At 61.1% G+C, this 23,526-nt stretch carries 22 protein-coding genes; 17 read left to right on the forward strand and 5 right to left on the reverse strand.

Annotated features, from left to right (window positions below):
* Positions 1-139: 139 nt before the first annotated feature.
* On the reverse strand, positions 140-1,345 hold the full coding sequence (carA, locus tag AC1DOG_RS01215; protein ID WP_113236407.1) for a glutamine-hydrolyzing carbamoyl-phosphate synthase small subunit: 1,206 nt from the start codon (positions 1,343-1,345) through the stop codon (positions 140-142).
* A gap of 272 nt (positions 1,346-1,617) precedes the next feature.
* On the opposite strand from carA, the gene AC1DOG_RS01220 reads away from it, so the two are divergent.
* Entirely contained in the window at positions 1,618-2,070 is a 453-nt protein-coding gene (locus AC1DOG_RS01220; protein ID WP_026282805.1) for a GatB/YqeY domain-containing protein, read from the forward strand.
* Positions 2,071-2,089: 19 nt separating this feature from the next.
* Here the strand turns inward: AC1DOG_RS01220 and AC1DOG_RS01225 are convergent, their stop codons facing one another.
* Positions 2,090-2,968, reverse strand: a complete 879-nt coding sequence (locus AC1DOG_RS01225; protein WP_477926514.1) for a hypothetical protein — start codon at positions 2,966-2,968, stop codon at positions 2,090-2,092.
* Positions 2,969-3,620: 652 nt separating this feature from the next.
* On the opposite strand from AC1DOG_RS01225, the gene dnaG reads away from it, so the two are divergent.
* The 7 genes from dnaG (at position 3,621) to AC1DOG_RS01260 (ending at position 14,204) form a co-directional block, all read left to right on the forward strand.
* Positions 3,621-5,624 carry a DNA primase gene (dnaG, locus tag AC1DOG_RS01230; RefSeq protein WP_477926515.1) on the forward strand — a complete coding sequence of 668 codons (2,004 nt, stop codon included), beginning with the start codon at positions 3,621-3,623 and terminating at the stop codon, positions 5,622-5,624.
* Entirely contained in the window at positions 5,624-7,480 is a 1,857-nt protein-coding gene (recQ, locus tag AC1DOG_RS01235) for a DNA helicase RecQ (protein ID WP_477926516.1), read from the forward strand. The genes dnaG and recQ overlap by 1 nt, the downstream gene beginning before the upstream one ends.
* Positions 7,481-7,572: 92 nt before the next feature.
* Positions 7,573-8,760, forward strand: a complete 1,188-nt coding sequence (locus tag AC1DOG_RS01240) for a glycine C-acetyltransferase (protein ID WP_477926517.1) — start codon at positions 7,573-7,575, stop codon at positions 8,758-8,760.
* 43 nt (positions 8,761-8,803) lie between these two features.
* Complete coding sequence (gene tdh, locus AC1DOG_RS01245) at positions 8,804-9,838, forward strand: L-threonine 3-dehydrogenase (RefSeq protein ID WP_477926518.1); 1,035 nt, start codon at positions 8,804-8,806, stop codon at positions 9,836-9,838.
* Between the two features lie 15 nt (positions 9,839-9,853).
* Entirely contained in the window at positions 9,854-10,201 is a 348-nt protein-coding gene (locus AC1DOG_RS01250) for a GFA family protein (protein WP_112944375.1), read from the forward strand.
* A gap of 476 nt (positions 10,202-10,677) precedes the next feature.
* On the forward strand, positions 10,678-12,732 hold the full coding sequence (gene rpoD / locus AC1DOG_RS01255) for an RNA polymerase sigma factor RpoD (RefSeq protein ID WP_047505977.1): 2,055 nt from the start codon (positions 10,678-10,680) through the stop codon (positions 12,730-12,732).
* A 191-nt stretch (positions 12,733-12,923) separates the two neighbouring features.
* Positions 12,924-14,204, forward strand: a complete 1,281-nt coding sequence (locus tag AC1DOG_RS01260; protein ID WP_477926519.1) for a DUF930 domain-containing protein — start codon at positions 12,924-12,926, stop codon at positions 14,202-14,204.
* A gap of 47 nt (positions 14,205-14,251) precedes the next feature.
* On the opposite strand, the gene blaOXA is transcribed toward AC1DOG_RS01260, so the two are convergent.
* Positions 14,252-15,064: a class D beta-lactamase gene (gene blaOXA, locus AC1DOG_RS01265; protein WP_477926520.1), complete on the reverse strand. Its 813-nt coding sequence runs from the start codon at positions 15,062-15,064 to the stop codon at positions 14,252-14,254.
* 106 nt (positions 15,065-15,170) lie between these two features.
* Here blaOXA and AC1DOG_RS01270 point away from each other — a divergent pair, with 106 nt between their 5' ends.
* The 4 genes from AC1DOG_RS01270 to AC1DOG_RS01285 all read left to right on the forward strand — a co-directional run bounded on the left by AC1DOG_RS01270 (position 15,171) and on the right by AC1DOG_RS01285 (position 17,723).
* Complete coding sequence (locus tag AC1DOG_RS01270) at positions 15,171-16,064, forward strand: LysR family transcriptional regulator (RefSeq protein WP_477926521.1); 894 nt, start codon at positions 15,171-15,173, stop codon at positions 16,062-16,064.
* Positions 16,065-16,237: 173 nt separating this feature from the next.
* Positions 16,238-16,399 carry a hypothetical protein gene (locus tag AC1DOG_RS01275; protein WP_018897457.1) on the forward strand — a complete coding sequence of 54 codons (162 nt, stop codon included), beginning with the start codon at positions 16,238-16,240 and terminating at the stop codon, positions 16,397-16,399.
* Between the two features lie 46 nt (positions 16,400-16,445).
* Complete coding sequence (locus AC1DOG_RS01280; protein ID WP_477926522.1) at positions 16,446-17,219, forward strand: APH(3') family aminoglycoside O-phosphotransferase; 774 nt, start codon at positions 16,446-16,448, stop codon at positions 17,217-17,219.
* Between the two features lie 123 nt (positions 17,220-17,342).
* Complete coding sequence (locus tag AC1DOG_RS01285; protein ID WP_477926523.1) at positions 17,343-17,723, forward strand: DUF427 domain-containing protein; 381 nt, start codon at positions 17,343-17,345, stop codon at positions 17,721-17,723.
* A gap of 194 nt (positions 17,724-17,917) precedes the next feature.
* On the opposite strand, the gene AC1DOG_RS01290 is transcribed toward AC1DOG_RS01285, so the two are convergent.
* Positions 17,918-18,940 (reverse strand): porin, encoded by a 1,023-nt coding sequence (locus AC1DOG_RS01290; RefSeq protein WP_477926524.1) that lies wholly within the window; start codon positions 18,938-18,940, stop codon positions 17,918-17,920.
* Between the two features lie 493 nt (positions 18,941-19,433).
* Between AC1DOG_RS01290 and AC1DOG_RS01295 the strand changes: the two genes are divergently transcribed.
* The 5 genes from AC1DOG_RS01295 (at position 19,434) to AC1DOG_RS01315 (ending at position 22,342) form a co-directional block, all read left to right on the forward strand.
* A complete protein-coding gene (locus AC1DOG_RS01295) occupies positions 19,434-20,399 on the forward strand; it encodes a LysR substrate-binding domain-containing protein (protein WP_112944368.1) in 966 nt (321 codons plus the stop codon).
* 113 nt (positions 20,400-20,512) lie between these two features.
* Positions 20,513-20,866, forward strand: coding sequence for a DUF1428 domain-containing protein (locus AC1DOG_RS01300; protein ID WP_289726867.1), 354 nt, complete (start codon positions 20,513-20,515; stop codon positions 20,864-20,866).
* Positions 20,867-20,945: 79 nt separating this feature from the next.
* On the forward strand, positions 20,946-21,368 hold the full coding sequence (locus AC1DOG_RS01305) for a secondary thiamine-phosphate synthase enzyme YjbQ (RefSeq protein ID WP_477926525.1): 423 nt from the start codon (positions 20,946-20,948) through the stop codon (positions 21,366-21,368).
* Positions 21,369-21,469: 101 nt separating this feature from the next.
* A complete protein-coding gene (locus AC1DOG_RS01310) occupies positions 21,470-21,784 on the forward strand; it encodes a hypothetical protein (RefSeq protein ID WP_026282810.1) in 315 nt (104 codons plus the stop codon).
* A gap of 165 nt (positions 21,785-21,949) precedes the next feature.
* The gene (locus AC1DOG_RS01315) at positions 21,950-22,342 is read left to right on the forward strand and encodes a hypothetical protein (RefSeq protein ID WP_477926526.1); all 393 of its coding nucleotides are present in this window, start codon (positions 21,950-21,952) and stop codon (positions 22,340-22,342) included.
* A gap of 97 nt (positions 22,343-22,439) precedes the next feature.
* Here the strand turns inward: AC1DOG_RS01315 and AC1DOG_RS01320 are convergent, their stop codons facing one another.
* Positions 22,440-23,396: a DMT family transporter gene (locus AC1DOG_RS01320; protein WP_477926527.1), complete on the reverse strand. Its 957-nt coding sequence runs from the start codon at positions 23,394-23,396 to the stop codon at positions 22,440-22,442.
* Positions 23,397-23,526: the final 130 nt, after the last annotated feature.

Here is a 23,526-nt window from a genome sequence, read left to right on the forward strand (position 1 = left end):
CGCGCCTAGGTGCGGATCATGAAATGCCGGCCTTAAATTGCTGTTAACAAATGACGCAAGACCATGCCTAAGACCTGATATGAAAAGAGCGGCGCCGTGGTTTTCGGCGCCGCTCTCTCTACAATCTCTGTCTATTCGCTCAGCGTTCGGCCAGTGCCGCTTCGCCCTTCTTCTCGCGCACCATGTTGATGAAGCGGCGGAAGAGGTAGTGGCTGTCCTGCGGGCCGGGAGAGGCTTCCGGATGGTGCTGGACGGAGAAGATCTGCTTGCCTGAAACACGCAGGCCGCAGTTCGTGCCGTCGAAGAGCGAAACGTGAGTCTCCTCAACACCTTCGGGCAGCGACTTCGTGTCGACCGCGAAGCCGTGGTTCATCGAGACGATCTCGACCTTGCCCGTCGTGTGGTCCTTCACCGGATGGTTGGCGCCGTGGTGGCCCTGGTGCATCTTCTCGGTCTTGGCGCCGAGTGCCAGGCCCAGCATCTGGTGGCCGAGGCAGATGCCGAAGAGCGGGATATCCGTCTTGATCAGCGACTGGATGACCGGAACGGCATATTCGCCGGTTGCGGCCGGGTCGCCCGGGCCGTTCGACAGGAAGATGCCGTCGGGCTGCATGGCGAGCACTTCCTCGGCGCTCGTCGTTGCCGGCATGACGGTGACCTTGCAATCGAGGCCGGCAAACAGGCGCAGGATGTTGCGCTTGACGCCGTAGTCGAGGCAGACGACGTGGTACTTGGCGTCCTCGGCCTTCAGTTCGCCGTAGCCTTCGTTCCAGACCCAAGGGGTCTGCGACCACTGCGAGGACTGGCCGGAGGAGGCGATCTTGGCGAGGTCGAGGCCTTCGAGGCCGCTCCAGGCCTTGGCTTCGGCCTTCAGCGTGTCGACGTCGAAGACGCCGTTCGGGTCGTGCGCGATGACGGCGTTCGGGGCGCCGTTCTCGCGAATCCAGGCGGTGAGCGCGCGGGTATCGATGCCGCAAAGACCGATGACGCCGCGGGCCTTCAGCCAGGCGTCGAGATGCTTGGCAGCGCGGTAGTTGGAGGGATCGGTCATGTCGGCCTTGAAGATGACGCCGACCGCGCCGTGGCGTGCTGCCGGCGTCAGGTCTTCGATGTCTTCTTCATTGGTGCCGATATTGCCGATATGCGGGAAGGTGAAGGTGACGATCTGGCCGAGGTAGGAGGGATCGGTCATGATCTCTTCGTAACCCGTCAGCGCGGTGTTGAAGACCACTTCGGCCTGGACCTTGCCGGTCGCGCCGATGCCCTTGCCTTCGATCACTGTGCCATCCGCCAGAACGAGAAGGGCGGTCGGCTTTTCGGTTGTCCAGGGTGCTGTCGCGGTCATCTTCATCCCGTTTCCGGCCGCCACACGTCCTTGGGCAACGTTGGCCGGCCATTTTGGTTCGCAAGCGTGTACGCGCGGCAAGGCGCGCGCTCTCAGGCCTGATCACGAATTTTGGTGCAGGTGGCGGTAAATAGCCACGCTATTTCCTGAGGTCAATCTTTTACCGCAGATTCTAAGGGTTTTCTGCCGCTTTATGTCGCGCGTTTCGCAATTTATTTGATCCCACGCATTCGTCTGGTTTATGAAGCGGCATTCAAACAGGAGTGTTTATGATGTTGCGCGATCAACTCGCCGCCGCCCTCAAGGATGCGATGAAATCCAAGAATGCCGAGCGTCTTTCGACCGTTCGCCTGATCCAGGCCGCGATCAAGGACCGTGATATCGCCAATCGCGGTGCCGGCAAGGAAGAGGCCAGCGACGACGAAATCCTGCAGATCTTGGCCAAGATGGTGAAGCAGCGCGACGAATCGGCGAAGATCTACGACGAGAACGCCCGCCCGGAGCTCGCCGCCAAGGAGCGCGCCGAAATCAAGGTGGTGCAGGACTTCATGCCGAAGCAGCTCTCCGATTCGGATGTGCGCGCCAACATCGCGGCGATCATCGCCGAGACGGGTGCCGCCGGTCCGAAGGACATGGGCAAGGTAATGGCGGTGCTGAAAGAGCGCTATGCCGGCCAGATGGATTTCTCCAAGGCGTCCGGCGCCGTCAAGGAACTCTTGAACTGATCGATCAAGCCATTCCCCCTCAGGCGAGGCGCGCGGTCTTCGGGACCGCGGGCCCCAGCACGCTTGCGGCTGCCGCGTCGATGACGGCGAATTTCGCAGCCTGATAGCCCCAATATTCCCGCACGAACTTCATAGACATCCAGGTCTCGCCCTTGAACGAGGCCTCCGACCAGCCGATGCTGCCCATCTCGGCTGCCTGCGACAGCAGTCGCTTCAGATGTGTGTTGGAGATCATGAACTGGTCGCGGATCTCCTTCAGCGACAGCCTTCCGATTGCGACGCGCTCCATCGACTTGTCGAAAGAGGTTATCCGCGTCATCAGCAGGTCCATCACGAGGCCGCCGGAGTTTGCCCAGTTGAAGAGATTGTAGGTGGTGCCGGGATCGCGCACCGCGTCGCTGTCGATGATGCCCTTGGCGATCAACGGCTGCATGCGGGCAAAGACCATCGGATCCTTCATCGCCGCCTCGAGACGGTGGCCGCCATCGAGGTTGTCGAGGATCATCAGATGGGCGGCGAGCCATTTGTGGAAATGTTCCATCGCGGTTTCGGTCGGCTCCAGCAGGCGCGTGCGCTTGTCGGATGGGCTTTCGACCGGGCGCAGGAAGCGATAGGCGAGCATTTCCTGCATGAAGGCGGCGGCCGTGTTGCGGCTCGCGATCTTCTTTTCGATGGCGAATGCAATGAAACGGCCGGAGTAGAGGCCACCCTTGGGATCATCGGGATAGCCGAAATAGAGGGCGAATCCGAGTTGCGCCATCAACCAGCGTTGCTGGGCGGCGAATATCGACGCGATGCGCGGGCTTTCGCGGTAGATCGCGAGCATCTCGCGCGCGAATTCCAGAACCAACGCGAAAAATGCGTCACTCTCTAAAAAATCTTCAACCTTATGTGGCATGCTTGGCAACCATCCGAAGTTGCCGCCTTCATTGGACTTGCGACCAACGACTGTCAATCAATTGCTGGTGGAATCTGCCTGTGATAGGCAGCCACAATCCACAATATGAAACGTTAGGTAGAAATTAAAGAAGGCAGGAACTGGGGGCGTTCCTGCCTTCTTGCTCTTTGCTCCGGCTGACGACGCAGGACCTGGGTCCTCATCAGCGGGTATTTGCAAAGGCACCCTTGCAAGGCGGCGCCGGGGGTAGGGATGGTGCCTTGCGAGGGGATCGCTTTGTTGAGACTGACGTTATTGCGATGCGGCATCGGATTCAAATTACAAAAAAATAATAATTGGCGGGAATTGCCGCCTTAAAGCGAACACCAATTGTGTCATCCGGCTCGCAATCGGATTCGAGTCTCGGCCGTAAGATATTGTTTTGTTTGTGGTGAGCGGGGGCGTCACGTCGCGGTTTGTGTCGGCTTGCCTGCAAACCCCGTGGCGACCGGTGGAAGAGCGCCCCCGACAGTCACGCTTTGTTGAATGTAGGAAGCGGCCGTCTTGCCGGGCGCCGGTCATCGAAGCAACCTGTGTATAGCGTGGCTATCGGCCAAAGTTCGTGGCATGCGCCCGGGAACTTGCTTATATGGAGGATAGCCAAGAGGTAGAAATGCGCTTTTCAAACTCCTTTCTCGACGAGATACGCGACCGCGTCCTGATTTCGGACGTGATCGGCCGCCGTGTGAGCTGGGACAAGCGCAAGACCAACGTCTCGCGCGCCGATTACTGGGCGTGCTGCCCGTTCCACGGCGAGAAGTCACCGAGCTTCCACTGCGAAGACCGCAAGGGCCGCTATCATTGCTTCGGCTGCGGCGTGACCGGTGACCATTTCCGCTTCCTCACCGAGCTCGAGGGCTTGAGCTTTCCCGAGGCGGTGCAGACGATCGCCGATATGGCCGGCGTCGCGATGCCCGTCGCCGATCCGGCCATGGAGAAGCGCGAGAAGGAGCGGACCACGCTTCTCGACGTGATGGAGATGGCGACACAGTTCTTCCAAGACCAGCTGCAGACGGCGAACGGCGCGCGGGCACGCGCCTATCTGCGCGACCGCGGGCTGACGGGGCGGGCGATCGAGACCTTCCGTCTCGGCTTCGCGCCCGATAGCCGCAATGCGCTGAAGGAGTATCTGGCGGGCAAGGGGGCGTCCAAGGAGCAGATCGAGGCTTGCGGGCTGGTCGTGCACGGGCCGGAGATCCCGGTGTCCTATGATCGCTTCCGCGACCGCATCATGTTTCCGATCCTGTCGTCGCGCGAGAAGGTGATCGCCTTTGGCGGCCGCGCCATGTCGCCGGACGCGCCGGCCAAGTATCTCAATTCCAACGAGACGGAGCTCTTCCACAAGGGCAACGTGCTTTACAATTTCGCCCGTGCGCGACGCTCGACGCAGGGCGCCAATGGCGAAGGCACGATCATTGCCGTCGAAGGCTATATGGACGTGATCGCGCTCTATCAGGCGGGTGTCGAGAACGCTGTCGCTCCACTCGGCACGGCGCTCACCGAAAACCAGCTGGAGCTGCTCTGGAAGATGACGCCGCAGCCGGTGCTCTGCTTCGATGGCGACGGCGCCGGCATTCGCGCCGCCAACCGCGCGGCCGATCTGGCGCTGCCGCATATCAAGCCAGGCCGCACCGTGCGTTTCGCGCTGCTGCCTGATGGCAAGGACCCCGACGATCTCGTACGCAACGAGGGGCGGGCGCCGTTCGACAAGGTGATGAGCCAGGCCAAGCCGCTGGCCGAGATGATCTGGGGCCGCGAGTTGAAGACCGGCTCGTTCGAGACGCCGGAGGCGAAGGCCGAGCTCGAGGCGCGGCTGAGGCAGCTGGTGGCCGTCATTGCCGACGAGGACGTGCGCCGGCACTACCAGCAGGACATGCGCGACCGGCTGAACGGCTTTTTCCGGCCGCAGTTCCAGAACCGCGACGGCGGCGAGCGGCGCAATTTCGATCGCGGCGGTTTCGAGCGTGGCGGCGGGCAGGGGCGCGGACGCGGAAACGATGGCCCGCGCGGTGCGCGTGTTTCCGGCGGCGGTATTTCGGATCGGCTGGCTCGCTCCGGGCTGGTGCGCGGCCATCAGGAGACGCCGGCGCTGCGCGAGAGCGTATTGGCGCTGACCGTCGTCAATCACCCGGCGCTGATGCAGGACGAGTATGACGAGATCGCCTCGATCGATTACGACAGCCGCGAGCTGCAGCGGCTCTGGTCGGGTATGCTGGGTGCCGCGGCGGCTGTCGCCGGCCCGCATCTGACGCGCGATTATCTGATCGAGCGCCTGGAAGAGCAGGGCTTCGGCGGGCTGATCCAGACGCTGGAGCAGCAGATCCGCAATGCGCGGCTCTGGATCGCCACCGAGCAGGCTGCGATGGAGGATGCGCGCGAGGGCTATCGCCAGGCGCTCGCCTTCCACAAGCGCTCCAAGGCACTGCGCTGGCAGAAGATCGAGCTGGAAAAAGAGATCGCCGAGGCCACCGAAAGCGGCAACGAGGAAGTGATCGACCAGCTGATGCGGGCGCTGCAGGAGGTTCATTTCGAGGGACTGCGGCTTGAGAACCAAGAAGCGATCATCGATGGCTTCGGGGTGCTCTCCGGCCGCGTCAAAGGGGCTGCGAGCCATTGATGGACGCGGCGGATACACGGTTTTCAGCGGGTGACGCGCTGTTTGGCGCGGAGCGTACGCCGCTCGGCATTCTCAACCACGTCTACGGCTATCCGGCCTTTCGCGGCAAGCAACAGGCGGTCGTCGAGCATGTGGTCGATGGCGGCGATGCGCTGGTGTTGTTTCCCACGGGCGCCGGCAAGTCGCTCTGCTTCCAGATCCCCGCGCTCTGCCGCGATGGCGTCGGCATCGTCGTCTCGCCGCTGATCGCGCTGATGCGCGACCAGGTGGAGGCGATGAAGCAGCTCGGTATCCGGGCAGCGGCGCTCAACTCGTCGCTGACGCGCGAGGAATATGTCGAGGTGCGCCGGGCGATCTCGTCGGGCAATCTCGATCTGCTCTACGTGACGCCGGAACGCATCCTGATGGAGGGTTTCCGAGATATCATCGGCAACGCCAGGATCGCCTTGTTCGCCATCGATGAAGCGCACTGCGTTTCGCAATGGGGCCACGATTTCCGGCCCGAATATCGTGAACTCGGCAAGCTCGGCGAGCTTTATCCGGGCGTTCCCCGCATCGCGCTAACAGCGACGGCCGATCCGCATACGCGTGACGATATCGCGGCGCGCCTGGGCCTCAATGGCGCGAAGATCTTCACCACCAGCTTCGACCGGCCGAACATCAGCTACGAAATCGTCGAGCGCGACCAGCCGCGCCAGCAGCTTCTGCGGTTTCTTGCCGGCCACAAGGGCAATAGCGGCATCGTCTACTGCCTGTCGCGCGCCAAGGTCGAGGATACGGCCGAGTGGCTGAACGGCCAGGGCATCCGCGCGCTTGCCTATCACGCCGGCATGGACCGCGCCGTGCGCGACGCCAACCAGGATGCCTTCCTCAAGGAAGAGGATCTTTGCCTCGTCGCGACCGTCGCCTTCGGCATGGGGATCGACAAGCCGAACGTGCGCTATGTCGCGCATCTCGATCTGCCGGGTTCCGTCGAGGCCTACTACCAGGAAACCGGCCGGGCCGGGCGCGACGGTCTGCCATCCGAGGTGTGGATGGCCTACGGCATGGCCGACGTGATCCAGCGCGGGCGGATGATCGACGAGGGCAACGCCGCCGACGAGATCAAGCGCGTGGAACGCTCCAAGCTCAACGCGCTGCTTGCGATCTGCGAGACGGCGTCGTGCCGGCGGCAGGCGATCCTGTCGCATTTCGGCGAAAGCCATGCCGGCAACTGCGGCGGCTGCGACACCTGCCTGAAGCCGGTCGAGACCTGGGATGGCACGGATGCCGCGATCAAGGCGCTGGCGGCGATCTATCGCACGGGCGAGCGTTTTGGCACGGGGCACGTCGTCGATGTCCTCATCGGCAATGTCAACGAAAAGACCGAGCGCTTCGGCCACACCGAAATGCCGGTTTTCGGCGCAGGCAAGGATATCGCCGCGCGCACCTGGCAATCCGTGTTCCGCCAGCTTCTGGCGATGGGCCTGGTGCGCGTCGACCATGGGGCGTTCGGCGCACTGAAGCTCGAGGAGGGCGCGCGCGCTGTGTTCAAGCGCGAGCGCGAGGTGTTCTTCCGCAAGGACCGCCCGGCCTCCGAACGGCGGCCGAAGAGGGCGGCGCAAGCCGAGCGTCGCTCGGTTCTGTCAGGCTCCGACGATGCGCTTTTCGAGGCGCTGCGCGCCGAACGCACCGCCATCGCCCGCTCGCTCAGCGTCCCACCCTACGTCGTCTTCCCCGACACGACGCTCATCGCCTTCGCCACGGAGCGACCGCGCACGCACAAGGAACTGCTCGGCATTTCCGGTGTCGGGCAGTCGAAGCTCGAGCGCTATGGAGATGCGTTTCTCGAGGTGATTTTGGGGTTTGACGGGTGATCCGGTGACGGATCGGCTTTGGTCTCGCCAAGACAAACGGATGCCGATGTGCTAGTGCGATGGCATCGGGAAGTCTCAAAGAAGGGCCACCAATGACCTCGCAGTTCCTCTCCCATTTGCGCACCGAGCTTGCCGGCCTCAAGGAGGCCGGGCTTTATAAGGCGGAGCGTGTCATCACCTCGAAACAGGCGGGTGAGATCGCGATTTCATCCGGCGAGCGGGTGCTGAATTTCTGCGCCAACAATTATCTCGGCCTTGCCGACAACGCGGAACTCGCCGAAGCCGGCAAGAAAGCGCTCGATCGCTATGGCTATGGCATGGCGTCGGTGCGTTTCATCTGCGGGACGCAAGAGGAGCACAAGCAGCTCGAGGCCAGGATTTCGTCGTTCCTCGGGATGGAAGACACGATCCTTTATTCCTCCTGCTTCGATGCCAATGGCGGCTTGTTCGAGACGCTGCTTGGCGAAGAGGATGCGATCATCTCCGATGCGCTGAACCATGCCTCGATCATCGATGGCGTGCGTCTCTCCAAGGCCAAGCGTTTCCGCTACGCGAATAACGACATGGCGGCGCTCGAGGAGGAGTTGAAGAAGGCCGAAGGCAGCCGGTTCAAGCTGATTGCTACCGATGGCGTGTTTTCCATGGACGGGATCATCGCCAATCTCGGCGGCGTCTGCGATCTCGCGGAGAAGTATGGCGCGATGGTCATGGTCGATGACAGCCACGCTGTCGGGTTCGTCGGCAAGCATGGGCGCGGTTCGGCCGAACATTGCGGCGTCGAGGGGCGGGTCGATATCATCACCGGCACGCTCGGCAAGGCGCTGGGCGGGGCTTCGGGCGGCTATACGTCGGCAAAGGCCGAGGTGGTGGAATGGCTGCGGCAGCGGTCGCGGCCCTATCTGTTTTCCAATACGCTGGCGCCTGTCATCGCGGCGGCATCACTGAAGGTCTTCGACCTGATCGATCATGGTGACGCACTGCGGGCGCGGTTGTCGGCCAATGCGGATCTGTTTCGTTCGGAGATGACGAAGCTCGGCTTCACGCTTGCGGGCGAGGGGCATCCGATCATTCCCGTCATGCTGGGTGATGCGAAGCTGGCGCAGGACATGGCGGCGCTGATGCTGAAGAAGGGTGTCTATGTGATCGGCTTCTCCTTCCCCGTGGTTCCCAAGGGGCAGGCGCGCATCCGCACGCAGATGTCGGCGGCGCATTCGGTCGAGGATGTCGAGCGGGCGATTGAGGCGTTCGCCGAGGCTGGGCGGGAGTTGGGTGTCATTTAGCTGAGAAGCCCGCGCACACGCATTGGCAATTGGGAGGAATTGAATGTCGAACATGATGAAGGCGCTGGTGAAATCGAAGGCCGAGGTCGGGCTGTGGATGGAGCAGGTGCCGGTGCCCGAGGTCGGGCCGAACGATGTGCTGATCAAGGTCAGGAAATCGGCGATCTGCGGCACCGACGTGCATATCTGGAACTGGGACCAGTGGGCGCAGAAGACCATTCCGGTGCCGATGGTGGTGGGGCACGAGTTCTGCGGCGTGATCGCCGAGGTGGGCTCGGCGGTCACCAAGTATCATGTCGGCGAGCGGGTCTCGGGCGAGGGGCATATCGTCTGCGGCAAATGCCGCAACTGTCGCGCCGGGCGCGGGCATCTCTGCCGCAATACGCAAGGGGTCGGCGTCAATCGTCCGGGCTCCTTCGGCGAGTTCGTCTGCATCCCGGAAGCCAATGTCGTGCCGATCCCCGACGATATCCCCGATGAGATCGCGGCGATCTTCGATCCGTTTGGTAACGCCGTGCATACGGCACTGTCGTTCGATCTCGTCGGCGAGGATGTGCTGGTGACCGGCGCCGGTCCGATCGGCATCATGGGGGCGCTGGTCGCCAAGCGGTCGGGGGCGCGCAAGGTCGTGATCACCGACATCAATCCGCACCGGCTCGATCTCGCCCGCAAGCTCGGCATAGATTATGTCGTCGATGCGTCGAAAGAGAACCTCTCCGACGTGATGACCTCTATCGGCATGACCGAGGGCTTCGATGTCGGGCTGGAGATGTCGGGGGCCGCACCTGCCTTTCGCGACATGATCGACAAGATGAACAATGGCGGCAAGATCGCCATTCTCGGCATCGCGCCTGCCGGTTTCGAGATCGACTGGAACAAGGTGATCTTCAAGATGCTCAATCTGAAGGGCATCTACGGGCGCGAGATGTTCGAGACCTGGTACAAGATGATTGCCTTCGTGCAGGGCGGGCTGGACCTTGCGCCTGTGATTACCCACCGCATCGGTATCGACGATTTCCGCGAGGGCTTCGAGGCGATGCGGTCTGGCAACTCAGGCAAGGTGGTGATGGACTGGTAATGGGAGGAGAATGACATGAACTATGAAGGAAGCTGCCACTGCGGCCAGATCGCCTTTAATGTCGAGGGTGATTTTACATCGGCGATCGACTGCAACTGTTCTCTCTGCCGGCGCCGCGGCGGGTTGCTCGCTTTCGTGCCGCGCGACAAGTTCAGCCTGAAGACGCCGCGCGAGGCATTGTCGACCTATACGTTCAACACCCATGTGATCCAGCACCACTTCTGCAGCAATTGCGGCGTCGGCCCGTTCAGCGAGGGCAAGATGCCCGATGGGACGGAGATGGCCTGCATCAATCTGCGCTGCGTGCCCGCCGTCGATCTGGCGACGATCGAGATTCAGCCTTGGGACGGCAAGTCGCATTAGTCTGCCGACTGGCTGGAGCCTCGGCGTGGACCGCAGGTCGCGGCGGGGAGGTGTGCGAGATATGTGCGACAACTGGTCGTTTCAGAAGAATGCGGCGCGCTCTTGTCTTCCCGTGGTGACATCCTATCTATGCTTGGCAACCGCTTCGGCGGCTTGTGGCCTGTGGATAAGGCCTTTTCCAAGTTTTCTCGCGCTTTTTTGCTGGAAAAGCTTGACGAGAACTAAAATTGTGGGAATCACCGTTCGACTTGAATAGCGGTGAACTGGGTCAAGGGCAGATCGCACAACCATGGCCGGACATTTGGTGACATATGAACTCTGTCGTCCGGCGCCGGCAATCGTGGTTAATCAGGCATTAAATGTCATCCCGTTATTTGGGATCAGGTGATTCGAGACGGCCGTTTGCGGCGCGCCGGCTTTGATAGGGCCGTTTTACCGCAGCGAGTTTGAATAGCGTCAGGAAGGCGACGATATACATGGCAACGAAGGTCAAAGAGAACGAAGAAGCGGAAGTCGAACGCGACGGCGGTACCGACGGCCCTCTTCTCGATCTTTCCGATGACGCGGTCAAGAAAATGATCAAGGCCGCCAAGAAGCGCGGCTATGTGACGATGGACGAGCTCAATGCCGTTCTCCCGTCCGAGGAAGTGACATCCGAACAGATCGAAGACACGATGTCGATGCTGTCGGATATGGGCATCAACGTCATCGAAGATGAAGAAGCCGAAGAAGCCGGCGGCAACGACGGCGGCGACGACGATTCCGGTTCCGACGACGAAAGCGAAGGCGGCGAGCTTGCTCCTTCCGGCGGTACCGCACTTGCGACCGCCAAGAAGAAAGAGCCGACCGACCGCACCGACGACCCCGTGCGCATGTATCTGCGCGAAATGGGCTCGGTGGAGCTTCTGTCGCGCGAAGGCGAAATCGCGATTGCAAAGCGCATCGAGGCCGGCCGCGAAACGATGATCGGTGGTCTCTGTGAGAGCCCGCTGACCTTCCAGGCGATCATCATCTGGCGCGACGAACTCAACGAAGGCACGACACTGCTGCGAGAGATCATCGATCTCGAAACGACCTATTCCGGTCCCGAGGCCAAGGCTGCTCCGCAGTTCCAGAGCCCCGAGAAGATCGAGGCCGACCGCAAGGCTGCCGAAGAGAAGGAAAAGACCCGCCGCACCCGTTCGGGCGACGACGACATCACCAATGTCGGCGGCGAGGGCCTGCCTCCGGAAGAGGAAGAAGAAGACGAGGACGAATCCAACCTGTCGCTGGCCGCCATGGAAGCGGAACTGCGCCCGCAGGTCATGGAAACGCTCGACATCATCGCCGAGACCTACAAGAAGCTGCGCAAGCTGCAGGACCAGCAGGTCGAGCAGCGGCTGGCTGCGACCGGCACGCTGTCTTCCGCTCAGGAGCGCCGCTACAAGGAGCTCAAGGATGAGCTCATCAAGGCCGTGAAGTCTCTGTCGTTGAACCAGAACCGCGTCGACGCCCTCGTCGAGCAGCTCTACGACATCTCCAAGCGACTGATGCAGAACGAAGGCCGTCTGCTGCGTCTGGCCGAATCCTACGGAGTCAAGCGCGACTCGTTCCTAGAACAGTACCAGGGCGCCGAGCTCGATCCGAACTGGATGAAGTCGATCGCCAATCTGGCCGCACGCGGCTGGAAGGAATTCGCCAAGGGCGAAAACACCACGATCCGCGATATCCGCCAGGAGATTCAGAACCTGGCAACGGAAACCGGCATCTCGATCGCCGAATTCCGCCGCATCGTGTCGATGGTGCAGAAGGGCGAGCGCGAAGCGCGTATCGCCAAGAAGGAAATGGTCGAAGCGAACCTTCGTCTCGTTATCTCCATCGCCAAGAAGTACACGAACCGTGGCCTGCAGTTCCTCGACCTCATTCAGGAAGGCAACATCGGCCTGATGAAGGCGGTCGACAAGTTCGAATACCGCCGTGGTTACAAGTTCTCGACCTATGCGACATGGTGGATCCGTCAGGCGATCACCCGCTCGATCGCCGACCAGGCTCGTACGATCCGTATTCCTGTGCATATGATCGAGACGATCAACAAGATCGTTCGTACCTCGCGCCAGATGCTGCACGAGATCGGCCGCGAACCGACGCCGGAAGAACTGGCCGAGAAGCTCGCCATGCCGCTCGAAAAGGTCCGCAAGGTCCTGAAGATCGCCAAGGAGCCTATCTCGCTCGAAACGCCTGTCGGTGACGAAGAAGATTCGCACCTCGGCGATTTCATCGAGGACAAGAACGCGCTTCTGCCGATCGATGCGGCCATCCAGGCGAACCTGCGCGAGACGACGACGCGTGTTCTCGCATCGCTCACGCCGCGCGAAGAGCGCGTGCTGCGCATGCGTTTCGGCATCGGCATGAACACCGACCATACGCTCGAAGAAGTCGGCCAGCAGTTCTCGGTTACCCGCGAACGTATCCGTCAGATCGAAGCGAAGGCGCTGCGCAAGCTGAAGCACCCGAGCCGCTCCAGGAAGCTCCGCTCGTTCCTCGACAGCTAAGTCGCGGAGATATGTCATTGGAAAAGCCGGGCCCTTGGTCCGGCTTTTCTCGTTTCTGACGGTGTCTAGCTGGGGATTATGTACCCTGGCGTTCACGCCCTTGTCAGGTGTGCGTGTTTTTTGCCTTTAAGGCTTGATGATGCCTTCTTAAAAGGCCACATCGACAACTTGTCGTTCAGCATTGCGTGGGTATGGCCAAGGCAACGGAAAAGCAATTGGGGTTGTTCGGCTGGGGCGTCATCGCCTCGGTGCTGCTTCATATTGTCGTCGTTGCCGGCTTTCTGATCAAGCTGCCACAGCCGACGCCGCCTCCCCAGGAGGAGACGGTCAATGTCGAGATGGTACCGCCACCGGAAGAGCAGAAGCCCGAAGAGAAAAAGCCGGAGGAGCAGGCTGCGCTGAAGGTGCCGGAAGAGCCGAAGCCCGAGGAGAAGAAACCCGAGCAGCCGGCTGCGGCCGAAAAGCCTGCCGACGAACAGAAGCCGGAAGAAAAGAAGGCCGAGCAAAAGCCACCGGAGCCCAAGCAGGAAGAGGCCAAGGCCGAACCGCCACCGCCGCCGCCAAAGCCACCGGAGGAGAAGCCGCCGGAAGCGCCCAAACCACCTGAAGAAAAGCCGCCTGAGCCGCCGCCGCCTGAAAAGCCTCCGGAAGAAAAGCCGCCCGAGGAGAAGAAGGCTGAGGAGCCACCGAAGCCGGATCCGGCCGAACAGGCAAAGGCGGACCAGCAGCCGAAGGGACCTGATGGCAAGCCACAGCCGATCCAGCCGCTGCGCCCCGTCTTCGAATTTGGCGACAAGGCGAGCGGCCCGAGGAAGGCCGAGGACGGCGACGCTTCGACCGAGACGGGGAAACCTGCCGGCGCGCCCGATGCGGAAAAGCCCACGGATGATCCCGCATCGGCTGGAAAACCCAATGCCGACGACAAGCCGCCGGCCAAGCCGATGCCTGATGACATCAACCTGCCACAGGTTGATGTCGCCGACGCGCATCAGGAAAACAACGGGCCGGCCGCCGAGGCAACCGGCGTGGTGACCACCGAAATCACGCAGGCCAAGCCGAAGGAGATCGCCAAGGCTGATCCCGCCGCCAGTACCGCTCCGGCGGCCGATCCGTTGACCAAGGTGAAGAAGCTCTATTCGCAAAACGATACGGGCGGCGACGTGGCGCGGACGGCGATCGACGGCATGCCGCGCGGTATGCGCGTTGCCGAGCTCTGCACGACGGAACTGCGTGAGCAGCTCCGGCACTCGCCGCAGGGGTTCCGGCCGGAGCTCTTGCCGTCCTACCGCCTGCAGCAGGGCAATGTGCTGGAGATCAAGCGCGGAGCGTTTCGCGCCAGTGCGCGCTGGTACGATATGAGCTTCCGCTGCGAGGTCGATGCCGACGGAACCAAGGTGCTAAATTTCGCCTATGACGTGGGCGCCGCTATCCCGAAGTCGCAGTGGCGCAGCCGCGGGTTCCCCGATTTTTGATGGGCGGATGCGGGCGCCGTTGTAGCGCCCGCAGGCCTGATCGAGAGCTACTTACTGCTGCCCGCAATCAGTGACGGCAGTTCGGCGAAGAGGGCTTCACGGGCGCGAACGCCTGCCGTGCCCTCGGTCTTCTTGTCGTCCTGAATCAGGCGGGCGAAGACCACGGTCCGGTCGTCCTTAGTCGCCCAGCCGACGAACCAGCCCCATGGGTGCTCTTCGTCGAATGTGTAATCGGGTAGTCTCGGATAGGCCATGCCTGTCTTGCCCAGCACCGACCAGCCATCCGGCAGCTCGGTCTTCTCGACGACCTTCAACGTCATATCCGTCGCATGGGCGCTGACAGGAAGCTGCCGGTTCACAAGCTTGCGCAGGAAGGCCACCTGTTCCAGCGGCGATATCTTCAGCGACGAGGCGATCCATGCCCGGTCGAGGCCGTTGTTCTTGCCCTTGTCGCCGGAGAAATCGGCATTGCCGTAATTCAGCTTCGTCGCGTAGTCGTGCAGCGTCTTTTCGCCGAGCGCGTGGGTGATGCGCTGCGAGAACCAGACGACGGAGTATTTCAGCCAGCGGACGGCATCCGTCGGCTTCTTCCAGTTCTCGCCGCCCCAGTCGGGGTCGCCCTTGCGGAAGTTCAGGGTCGGGGTGTGCTCGTCCTTCAGGAAGCCGCTGTCATAGCCGATGACGCTGAGCGCCACCTTGAAGGTCGAGGCCGGAGTGACGCGGCCCTCGCAATCGCCCTCCTGGACAATCGTGCCGCCGGTCTTGGCGTCGGCCACGACAGTACAAATAGTCTTGGCTTGCGCGGTCGTGCCCATTGCGGCGATCGCTGCGGTGGCAAGCAGGGTGGAGCGGAGATGCATGGAATGGCCCTTTCTTGGTGGCTTTCTAGGGATAGCTACCAGTCGTTTGACCCCGCGACAAAGGACCAATACTAGATGAAGCCATTAGAAAAATTGGGGCTTCATCATGGTTCGGCCATATCTTCCGCTGAACGCCTTCAGGGCTTTCGAAGCGTCTGCGCGGCATCTGAGCTTCACCAAGGCGGCGATCGAGCTCAACGTCACGCAGGCGGCCGTCAGCCATCAGGTGATCGCTCTTGAAGCGCAGCTTGGGGTGACGCTGTTTCGGCGGCTGCCGCGCGGGCTGATGATCACGGCGGAGGGCGACAGTCTGCTGCCGGTGCTGCGCGACAGCTTCGATCGCATGGCTGATGCTGTCGAGAGGCTTCGCGACGGGCATGTGCGCGAGGTGCTGACTGTCGGCGCTGTCGGGACGTTTGCCGTCGGCTGGCTGCTGCCGCGTTTGCCGTCGTTTCAGGAGCGCTATCCCTATGTCGATCTCAGGCTTTCCACCAATAACAACCGGGTGGACTTGGCCGCCGAAGGGCTCGATCTCGCCATCCGCTTCGGCGGTGGGGCGTGGCACGCGACGGAGGCGACGCGGCTCTTCGAGGCGCCCTTGTCGGTGCTCTGCAGGCCCGATCTCGCGGACGGGCTGAAACGGCCGGAAGATCTCGCGGGCAAGGTTCTCCTCCGTTCCTACCGGCCGGACGAGTGGACGCGGTGGTTCGAGGCTGCCGGCGTTTCACATCCGGGGCCGATGCAGAAGAGCATCGTCTTCGACACCTCGCTGGCGATGATGGAAGCGATCCAGCAGGGGATCGGCGTCGGACTTGCGCCGCCGAAGATGTTCGAGCGCCAGCTGGCGTCGGGTCTGGTGGTGCAGCCATTCGCGATCACTGTGTCGATGGGGAGCTACTGGCTGACGCGGCTGCATTCGCGCCCCGTGACGCCCGCGATGGAGGCGTTTTCGACTTGGATGACGTCGGTGATTGCACAAAGTGATGAGGCAGGATGTTAGGGAAATAACAGAAGTTTTGCTGAACGGTCTGGAAGCGTTTTTGAAATGCGCTAAGTTGGCTGTGTCGAAGTGAAACGGAATCGTTAATCGTTCTCCGCTCCAGTCCGACACAAGCATGACCGCCTAGCTTTGTCCCATCGCCGGATGTTAGCGGCACAAGAGGGGACAATGACATGTCGAACGAAATCGAACGCTTTTTCGAACAACAGGACGAAGCCACCAAGGTGGCAATCATCGAAAGCCGTGGCGACGAGTTGACCGACATGCTGGTATCCGCGCTCGAAGACGCGCTTTCCATCCTCCACGGCGAAATGCAGCCCGAAACATTACACTAATCGTTGACGCCTCGATCGAGGCGGGCGCAACTGCTTGAGGCCTAGCTTGGCGCATCCCGTTGCATTGGACAGCTTTATCACGGGCTATTCCTGGGATCGCGATCCCGTGGGTCGGTCGCCATCCGAGGTGTTTCGCCTGGAACGCGCAGGTGCGCCTGCGCTCTATCTCAAGTGCGAGGCACGAAGCGCCTATAGCGAGTTGGCGGATGAGGCTGCGCGCTTGCGGTGGCTTTCCGGCCAGGGGATGCCTTGTCCCGATATCATCGCTCTCACCACCGATGATGACCATGATTGGCTGCTGATGAGCGCCTTGCCGGGCCGTGATCTCGCTTCGGATTCGACTGTTGATGCCGAAGCGAGGGTGGTCATGCTGGCCTCCGCGTTACGCGCTCTGCACTCCCTCGACATCGCCTCATGTCCCTTCGATCACCGCTGGTCGAAACGGCTTGCCACTGCCGAACGGCGTATGCGGGCCGGTCTGGTCGACGAAGAGGATTTCGACGAGGCGCGGCTTGGGCGCAGCGCCGCCGATCTCTATTCGGAGCTTTGCCAGATGCCTGCCTCCGAAGAGGATTTGGTTGTCACCCACGGTGACGCCTGCCTGCCGAACTTCGTGGCATCGGGTGATGCCTTTGCCGGCTATATCGATTGTGGCCGTCTTGGCGTTGCGGATCGCTATCAGGACATTGCGCTTTCCTGCCGCAGCATCGCCGCGAATTTCGGCGAGGCGTTCGTCGAGTTGTTCTGCCAGAACTACGGCATCGTGTCTTTGGATGCTGATAAATTGCTTCGATATCAGATGCTTGACGAGTTCTTCTGACGAGTTGATTCAGGGCCGATGAAGGCGCCGGCGCGGTTCGATCACCGCAAGTTTACGCCGATTTTGCTGCAAATGAGCGCGGTGCTCCCCATATCGATGTCATGAACATCCAAGGAGCCGCCAATGTCCGCCCAGCCGATGAAGATTCCCGGTCCGGATCATCCGATTAAGATTACGCGCAATCCTAAGCGTGTGATGGTCAAATGGAATGGCCGCGTGATTGCCGATAGCCACAAGGCATTTACGTTGAAAGAGGCGAGCTACCCCGCCGTCTTCTATATCCCTTGCAGTGACGTGGATATGCCGTTGCTGACCCACAGCACGCACAAGAGCTTTTGCCCCTACAAGGGCGAGGCGTCCTATTACAGCATCGCGTCGGACGGCGAGCGCTCGGAAAACGCGATCTGGAGCTATGAAGATCCCTCGGATGCCGTCAGCGAGATCAAAGGCTATGTCGCCTTCTACCCTGATCGCGTCGATTCCATCGAGGAACTGACGATCTAGGGGAGGCGAGACGCCGACGGCTTAGGGAGACGTGGGTTCGGCGATCGGTCGCTGCAAACCTGTCTCTGAAAAATCAAGGATCGGTCCGGCAGGGAAACCGGACCAATCCCCGTAACTGATCGGAGGTCAATCGGATCAGAAAAGGCAAACTTGTGAAAGGTGCCCCGGCCTAAACCGGGGCGCCGATAGTCAGATTAGAAAGCGCGCTGCAGGCGGAAGAAGCCCTTGGTTACGCTGTCTTCGTGGTCAACGTCGGTGTAGTCGACGGTAGCCTTGGCGTAGAGGTTGTCTACGATCTGGTAGTCAACGGTTACGCCGACCTTCCAAGCGTCGTTAGACGAGAAGTCGGTGTTCGTTGCGTTGTGGCCGTAATTGCCGAAGTACTGAGCCATCGGGGTGATGGTCCACTTGTCGGTAACCTTTGCTGCGTATTCAGCAGCAACGGTCCACTCGGACTCGTCGTAGTAGCTGTTGATGCCGCTTGCATAAACAGCGGCCAGGCCGAGGGTGCCAGGTCCGATGTCAGCGAAGAGCATGCCACGGATGGCGCCTTCTTCGTTTTCCTTGTCGTAGGAACCGATGAGCTGGTAGGATACTACGCCAGCCTTGCCGCCGATTGCAGCAGCTACGCCGAAGTTGTTGCTGCCGCTACGTTCAGCAAAGCCCTTTTCAGCGCCGTCTTCCAGTTCGTCGATCGAAATGCCAGCGTAGAAGTCGCCGGATTCGTACTGGTAACGAATGGAGTTGTGCAGGGTCTGGTAGCTGGACAGAACGTCCGGCTCGCCGCTCAAATCGTCATCCCACCAGCTGTAGAACAGACCAGCGCGCAGGCCAGCGATGTCGATGTAAGCAGAGTCCAGCGTGGAGCTCGTCGAGGAGTTGTCGCCGTTGTTACGGAGAACGATAACGCCGGTGAGCGGGCCGTACTCGGTGTCGCTCTTGGCAGTGAACTGAACCTGGGCGCGCGTACGAGCGTTCCAGTCAGACGAACCCTTCTGGTTCGGGCCGCCGTATACTTCAAAACGCAGGTAACCGCCGACCTTGAGGCAGGTTTCGGTGCCTGGGATGTAGAAGTAGCCGGTGCCGTAAGCGTCGCAGACGCGAACGTATTCTACTGCTTCAGGCTCAGCTGCGACGATGGCGTCGGCAGCGAAGACGGGGGACGCGGCGGCAGCGAGAGCTGCTGCGGACGTCAGCATAACCATCCGAATGTTCATTTGAAATCCATTTCCTTTTAGAAGAGACCGTCGCCACACACTGGGAGGTGATAGGCAACCGTTCCGGTAAACAGCCTTTCGGCACGCGGATCAGCGAACCGCTGAATCTCTTCTCTCATTACTCATTAAATCTATCAATTCGGATGGTGAGGAAATCGTTGTTTGTGAAACTTGTTATGTCTTAATTGTGATGAATTTGCCACAATATCAAATACTTAGGCATATAGACACAGTGCCCCGGCGGTTGCGGAGCAACATGATATCAAAGCCATTTCGGGTGCCGTGGAGCACGATGCGGTCGCCAAGCAGACACATTGGCGTCAATGTCGGCGAGATAATGTGGCGCTGCAGCAAATTGAAGAGGGTTCGCTGGAACGCTATGTTCCAAATTTGGAACGAAACTATTCAGGCGGCGGTTGGCATCCTTGAACAAGGGGCGTATGCGACTTGCTGAGGGTCGCACTTTAGCATCCCTTTGTAAAAGGAATCCCTAATGCCGGCGACCGAAACCATCTTCCCGGATATGAACGATTTTGCTTATTTTGCAGCGGTTGTGCGCTATGGCGGCTTCTCCGCGGCGGGGCGCGTACTGGGTTTGCCGAAGTCGAAACTCAGCCGGCACATCAACGCGCTGGAAGATCGGCTTGGGGTCCGTTTGATCGAAAGAACGGTGCACCGGTTCCGTGTGACCGAAATTGGTCAATCACTATATGTTTACTGCGAGAACATGATCCGTGAAGCGGAACGCGCCACCAAGGCTGTTGCCGATGTCAACGGTGAACCGCAGGGGACGATCAGGCTCAGCGTTCCAACGGGGCTGCTCGAGGGATCGCTCGGCGCCATCTTTCCCGAGTTTCTGCTGCTTCATCCAAAGATCCAGTTGCAGATTCTCGCCACCGACCAGCGGGTCGACATCATCAACGACCGACTCGATCTCGCCATCCGGGCGCAATTGACCGAAGAGACCGACGCCGAACTGACGATGCGCGTCTTGAGCAAGGTCGACCTCATCCTTGTCGCCAACAAGGATATGGCGGCGCGGCTGCCAAAGGGGGAGGGCATAGAATCGCTTGAAGGTGTGCCGACCGTTTCGTTCACCAGCGGCATGGCCGAGTGGCGCGAGGTCGACGTCTGGGATTTCACCGGCCCCGATGGTGCGCTGCACAGGCACGAGCATCGACCGCGCATGAGCTGTCGCAGCGTGCCTGCCGTTCTGGAAGCCATCCATGCTGGCGTGGGCGTCGGGCTTCTTCCCGATATCGTTTGCGCCGAAGGGCTGCGGCACGGAACGCTGGTGCGCCTGCTGCCCGACTATCAGATGTCCCAGGCCACCATCTATCTGGTGTTTACGGCATCGCGCGGTTTGCCGACGGCGGTGCGCACGCTTGTCGATTTCCTTGTTGAACGCTTCCGAACGTTCAACGTTGCCGCCGAGGGTGATCGCGCGGGTACAGCGTAGGTCTGTCCTTCTCATCTTGTCCAGCAGACATGGCGCCTATCTTGAAAGAGGTGTCGGTTCGGGTGCGCCTCGTTCGTCCTTGAAGCGATGCCAACGTTCAAGGGAGAAGAATCATGTCCTATGTCGACGGTTTTATCGTTGCCGTGCCGAAGAAGAATATCGAGGCATACAAGGCGCTTTCAGCCAAGGCCGGCGCTGTCTGGAAGTCACATGGCGCGAAAGATTATGTCGAATGCGTCGCGGACGACGTGCCCTATGGCGAGTTGACGTCGTTTCCGCGTGCGGTTCAGGCAACCGATGACGAAGTCGTGGTGTTCTCGTGGATCACTTACGATTCGCGCGAGCAGCGTGATGAGATCAATGCGAAGGTCATGGCGGATCCTGAACTGCAGGTCACCGGATGCCTTGATATCTTCGATGGCAAGCGGATGATCTATGGCGGTTTCGTTCCGCTGCTTTGGCTTTGACGCGAACCGATCACCGGCATTGACATGACGGTGGGTGCGCGCGACCTCTGGACGGAGTTTCATTGTCCGGAGGTGCCCCATGCCACAAAAGATCCTCAGCCTGCAGACCCGCGGGCAGGGCCTTTATGAGTTTACCGATCAGATCGCTGCCTTCGTGCGGTCGGCCGATATCGAATCCGGACTGCTTACCGTTTTCGTACGGCACACATCCTGTTCGCTGCTCATCCAGGAGAACGCGGATACGGATGTGCGCACCGATCTCAACGGTTTCTTTCGCCGCCTCGTGCCGCCATCGTCCGATCCGTCGATGCGCTGGATCGTCCACACGATGGAAGGACCGGATGACATGCCTGCCCATATCAAGGCGGCGTTGACGCAGGTTTCGATAGGGATCCCCGTCATGGACGGGCGGCTTGTTCTCGGCACCTGGCAGGGGATCTATCTGTTCGAACATCGCGAAACTCCGCATCGGCGCGAGGTCGTGCTGCATCTTGGCAACTGAACCAAATGTGAACGGCCGGTTCGAACATCGTTCATTTTCAGGCGTTTATCGTTTGTCCAATCCCGCGAGGGAGACCATCGATAACAAATGAAAGCATGAACATGACCCATTTTATCGCCAAAGCTTCGTTCGCCGCCATCCTTGCCATTGCGTCCATTCCCGCGACGTTCTCGGTTGCGTCAGCCGCCAGCCCTGAGCGTGCGTCGGTCGTCGAGATTCAGTACCATCGCCCCGCTCCGCCGCGCGCATGCTCGCCGATCCGGGCTGTCGAGAAGGCACGTTATGCCGGTCTGCGCAACGCGCGCGTCACCGATATCACCCCGCGCCGCGTCGTCGTTTCCGGCCGTGGCTATCGCGGCCATTGGGACCGGATGTTCTTCGCGAATGTTCGCGGTTGCCCTGAGATCCGCCGCTAGTCGGATCGACCCGCGTTTCGGGACTGCATCGCCTTGGCCGCGCCATTTTCAGCCTGCTTTGTGCGAATCGCATAACAATGCGTTTATCCGGGAGGGCCGTTCTTCCGACCGGCCGAGAGAATCGAAAAAGGAGCGCGGTCGCAACCGCGTGATATGGAGATTTCGATGATGCAGTTTCTGACCAAGGCGGGGATTGCCCTGGTACTGGGCGCCGGCACGCTTGCCGGCGCTACGGTTCCGGCCTCCGCTCAGGTGGACATCTATATAGACGGCGGTCGTCCGCCACCGCCTCCAGGCTACGGACGCCCACCACCGCCTCCAGGCTATGGCCGGCCGCCACCGCCGCCGGTTTATGGCCGCCCACCGCCACCCCCGTATGGCGGCCGGCCGCGTGGTTGCGATCCGCGTTTGGCTGAAGACAAGGCGATGGATTACGGCTTCCGCCGTGCCCGCGTGGTCGATATCACGCCGCGCCGGGTCATCGTGCAGGGCTTCACGCGTCGTGGACCCGACGAGATCACCTTCGGCAACGTTCGCGGTTGCCCGGTCCTGCGCTGACAGGCAGGTTTCCGATAGTTTGAAGTGAAACCACCCCTGCCTGCGTGGAGACGCGGACAGGGGTGGTTTTCGTTTTGGGGTTATGCTTTGGCGGCGGTCAGGCTTTGTGCGCGCTTGCGCCTTCGCCGGCAGCGGAGGTTGCAAGCGGTGCCTGGCTGTCGGAGGAGACGACGGATGTCGGCAGCGGCGTGCCGCGCTTGCGTTCGCGCGCCAGCGTCAGCAGGCCGGAGCAGATGATCAACAAGATGCCGCCGGCCATCGGCAGATCGACTGAGTCGTCGAAAATAAGGTAGCCGAAGGCGATCGCCCACAGCATCTGGCTGTATTGCGGTGGCGCCACGAGGTTGGCGGGCGCGATGCGTGCTGCGGTCATCAGGAGCACGTTGCCGGCGGCGCCGAGCAGGCCGTAGCTTGCGATGAACAGCCACTGGCGGGGTGTCGGCATGACGAATTGCGAGGCCATCAGGATGCCGCTGACGATGATGGTGCCGAGCAGGGCCGCGCCGTAAAGCGACAGGCGCTTTTCGGCCGGACCCATCTTTCTCAGCACAACGATTGAGATCGCCGCCGTCAGGCCGCCGATGGCGGCCGCGAGATGGCCGACCGAGAGTTCACGGAAGCCGGGGCGCAGCACCACCAGAACGCCGAGGAAGCCGACGATGACGGCGGCCCAGCGCTGCCAGCGCACATCTTCCTTGAGGAAGATGACGGACAAGATCGTCACGAAGGAGGGCAGCAGGAAGAGCAGGCAGAAGGCTTCCGCCATGGGCAGCAGCGTGAAGGTGATGATCGAGGCGATCGCGCCGATCGCGCCGCAGACGAAGCGTACGAGCCAGAGCGCGCGGTTGGTCGAGCGAACGACATCCAGCCAGGAGTCGTCCTTGGCCTTGATGAAGGGCAGGGCGGCGGTGCCGAACAGGGCGCCGATGAAGGCGATCTCGTAGGACGGGATGCTGCCGTGGAGGATCTTGATCGAAGCGTCGCTGAACGCGAATACGGCATAGGCGGCAAACGCGATGAGAACGCCGCGCGCAGGCGAATGGGGAGCAGTCATGGGAGCAGTTTCAATTTGAAGAGAGCTTCGGGCGCCGGAGCATCGTTGCCGACGAGGCGGTATAGTTCAGAATGCTGCCCTGCACAATTGAGGAGAAGGCCCCGCCTATCTTAAAGCGAAGGGTGTGATA

The organism is Rhizobium sp. 01N48 (assembly GCF_056399145.1).

Coding starts and splice junctions, on each gene's coding strand:
- AC1DOG_RS01240 (WP_477926517.1), top strand. CDS start 7,573: ATGACCTCGCAGTTCCTCTCCCATTTGCGCACCGAGCTTGCCGGCCTC.
- AC1DOG_RS01290 (WP_477926524.1), bottom strand. CDS start 18,940: ATGAACATTCGGATGGTTATGCTGACGTCCGCAGCAGCTCTCGCTGCC.
- AC1DOG_RS01320 (WP_477926527.1), bottom strand. CDS start 23,396: ATGACTGCTCCCCATTCGCCTGCGCGCGGCGTTCTCATCGCGTTTGCC.
- AC1DOG_RS01300 (WP_289726867.1), top strand. CDS start 20,513: ATGTCCTATGTCGACGGTTTTATCGTTGCCGTGCCGAAGAAGAATATC.
- AC1DOG_RS01270 (WP_477926521.1), top strand. CDS start 15,171: ATGGTTCGGCCATATCTTCCGCTGAACGCCTTCAGGGCTTTCGAAGCG.
- AC1DOG_RS01275 (WP_018897457.1), top strand. CDS start 16,238: ATGTCGAACGAAATCGAACGCTTTTTCGAACAACAGGACGAAGCCACC.
- AC1DOG_RS01315 (WP_477926526.1), top strand. CDS start 21,950: ATGATGCAGTTTCTGACCAAGGCGGGGATTGCCCTGGTACTGGGCGCC.
- dnaG (WP_477926515.1), top strand. CDS start 3,621: ATGCGCTTTTCAAACTCCTTTCTCGACGAGATACGCGACCGCGTCCTG.
- AC1DOG_RS01260 (WP_477926519.1), top strand. CDS start 12,924: ATGGCCAAGGCAACGGAAAAGCAATTGGGGTTGTTCGGCTGGGGCGTC.
- AC1DOG_RS01225 (WP_477926514.1), bottom strand. CDS start 2,968: ATGCCACATAAGGTTGAAGATTTTTTAGAGAGTGACGCATTTTTCGCG.
- rpoD (WP_047505977.1), top strand. CDS start 10,678: ATGGCAACGAAGGTCAAAGAGAACGAAGAAGCGGAAGTCGAACGCGAC.
- tdh (WP_477926518.1), top strand. CDS start 8,804: ATGTCGAACATGATGAAGGCGCTGGTGAAATCGAAGGCCGAGGTCGGG.
- AC1DOG_RS01305 (WP_477926525.1), top strand. CDS start 20,946: ATGCCACAAAAGATCCTCAGCCTGCAGACCCGCGGGCAGGGCCTTTAT.
- AC1DOG_RS01220 (WP_026282805.1), top strand. CDS start 1,618: ATGTTGCGCGATCAACTCGCCGCCGCCCTCAAGGATGCGATGAAATCC.
- carA (WP_113236407.1), bottom strand. CDS start 1,345: ATGACCGCGACAGCACCCTGGACAACCGAAAAGCCGACCGCCCTTCTC.
- recQ (WP_477926516.1), top strand. CDS start 5,624: ATGGACGCGGCGGATACACGGTTTTCAGCGGGTGACGCGCTGTTTGGC.
- AC1DOG_RS01285 (WP_477926523.1), top strand. CDS start 17,343: ATGTCCGCCCAGCCGATGAAGATTCCCGGTCCGGATCATCCGATTAAG.
- AC1DOG_RS01250 (WP_112944375.1), top strand. CDS start 9,854: ATGAACTATGAAGGAAGCTGCCACTGCGGCCAGATCGCCTTTAATGTC.
- AC1DOG_RS01295 (WP_112944368.1), top strand. CDS start 19,434: ATGCCGGCGACCGAAACCATCTTCCCGGATATGAACGATTTTGCTTAT.
- blaOXA (WP_477926520.1), bottom strand. CDS start 15,064: ATGCATCTCCGCTCCACCCTGCTTGCCACCGCAGCGATCGCCGCAATG.
- AC1DOG_RS01310 (WP_026282810.1), top strand. CDS start 21,470: ATGACCCATTTTATCGCCAAAGCTTCGTTCGCCGCCATCCTTGCCATT.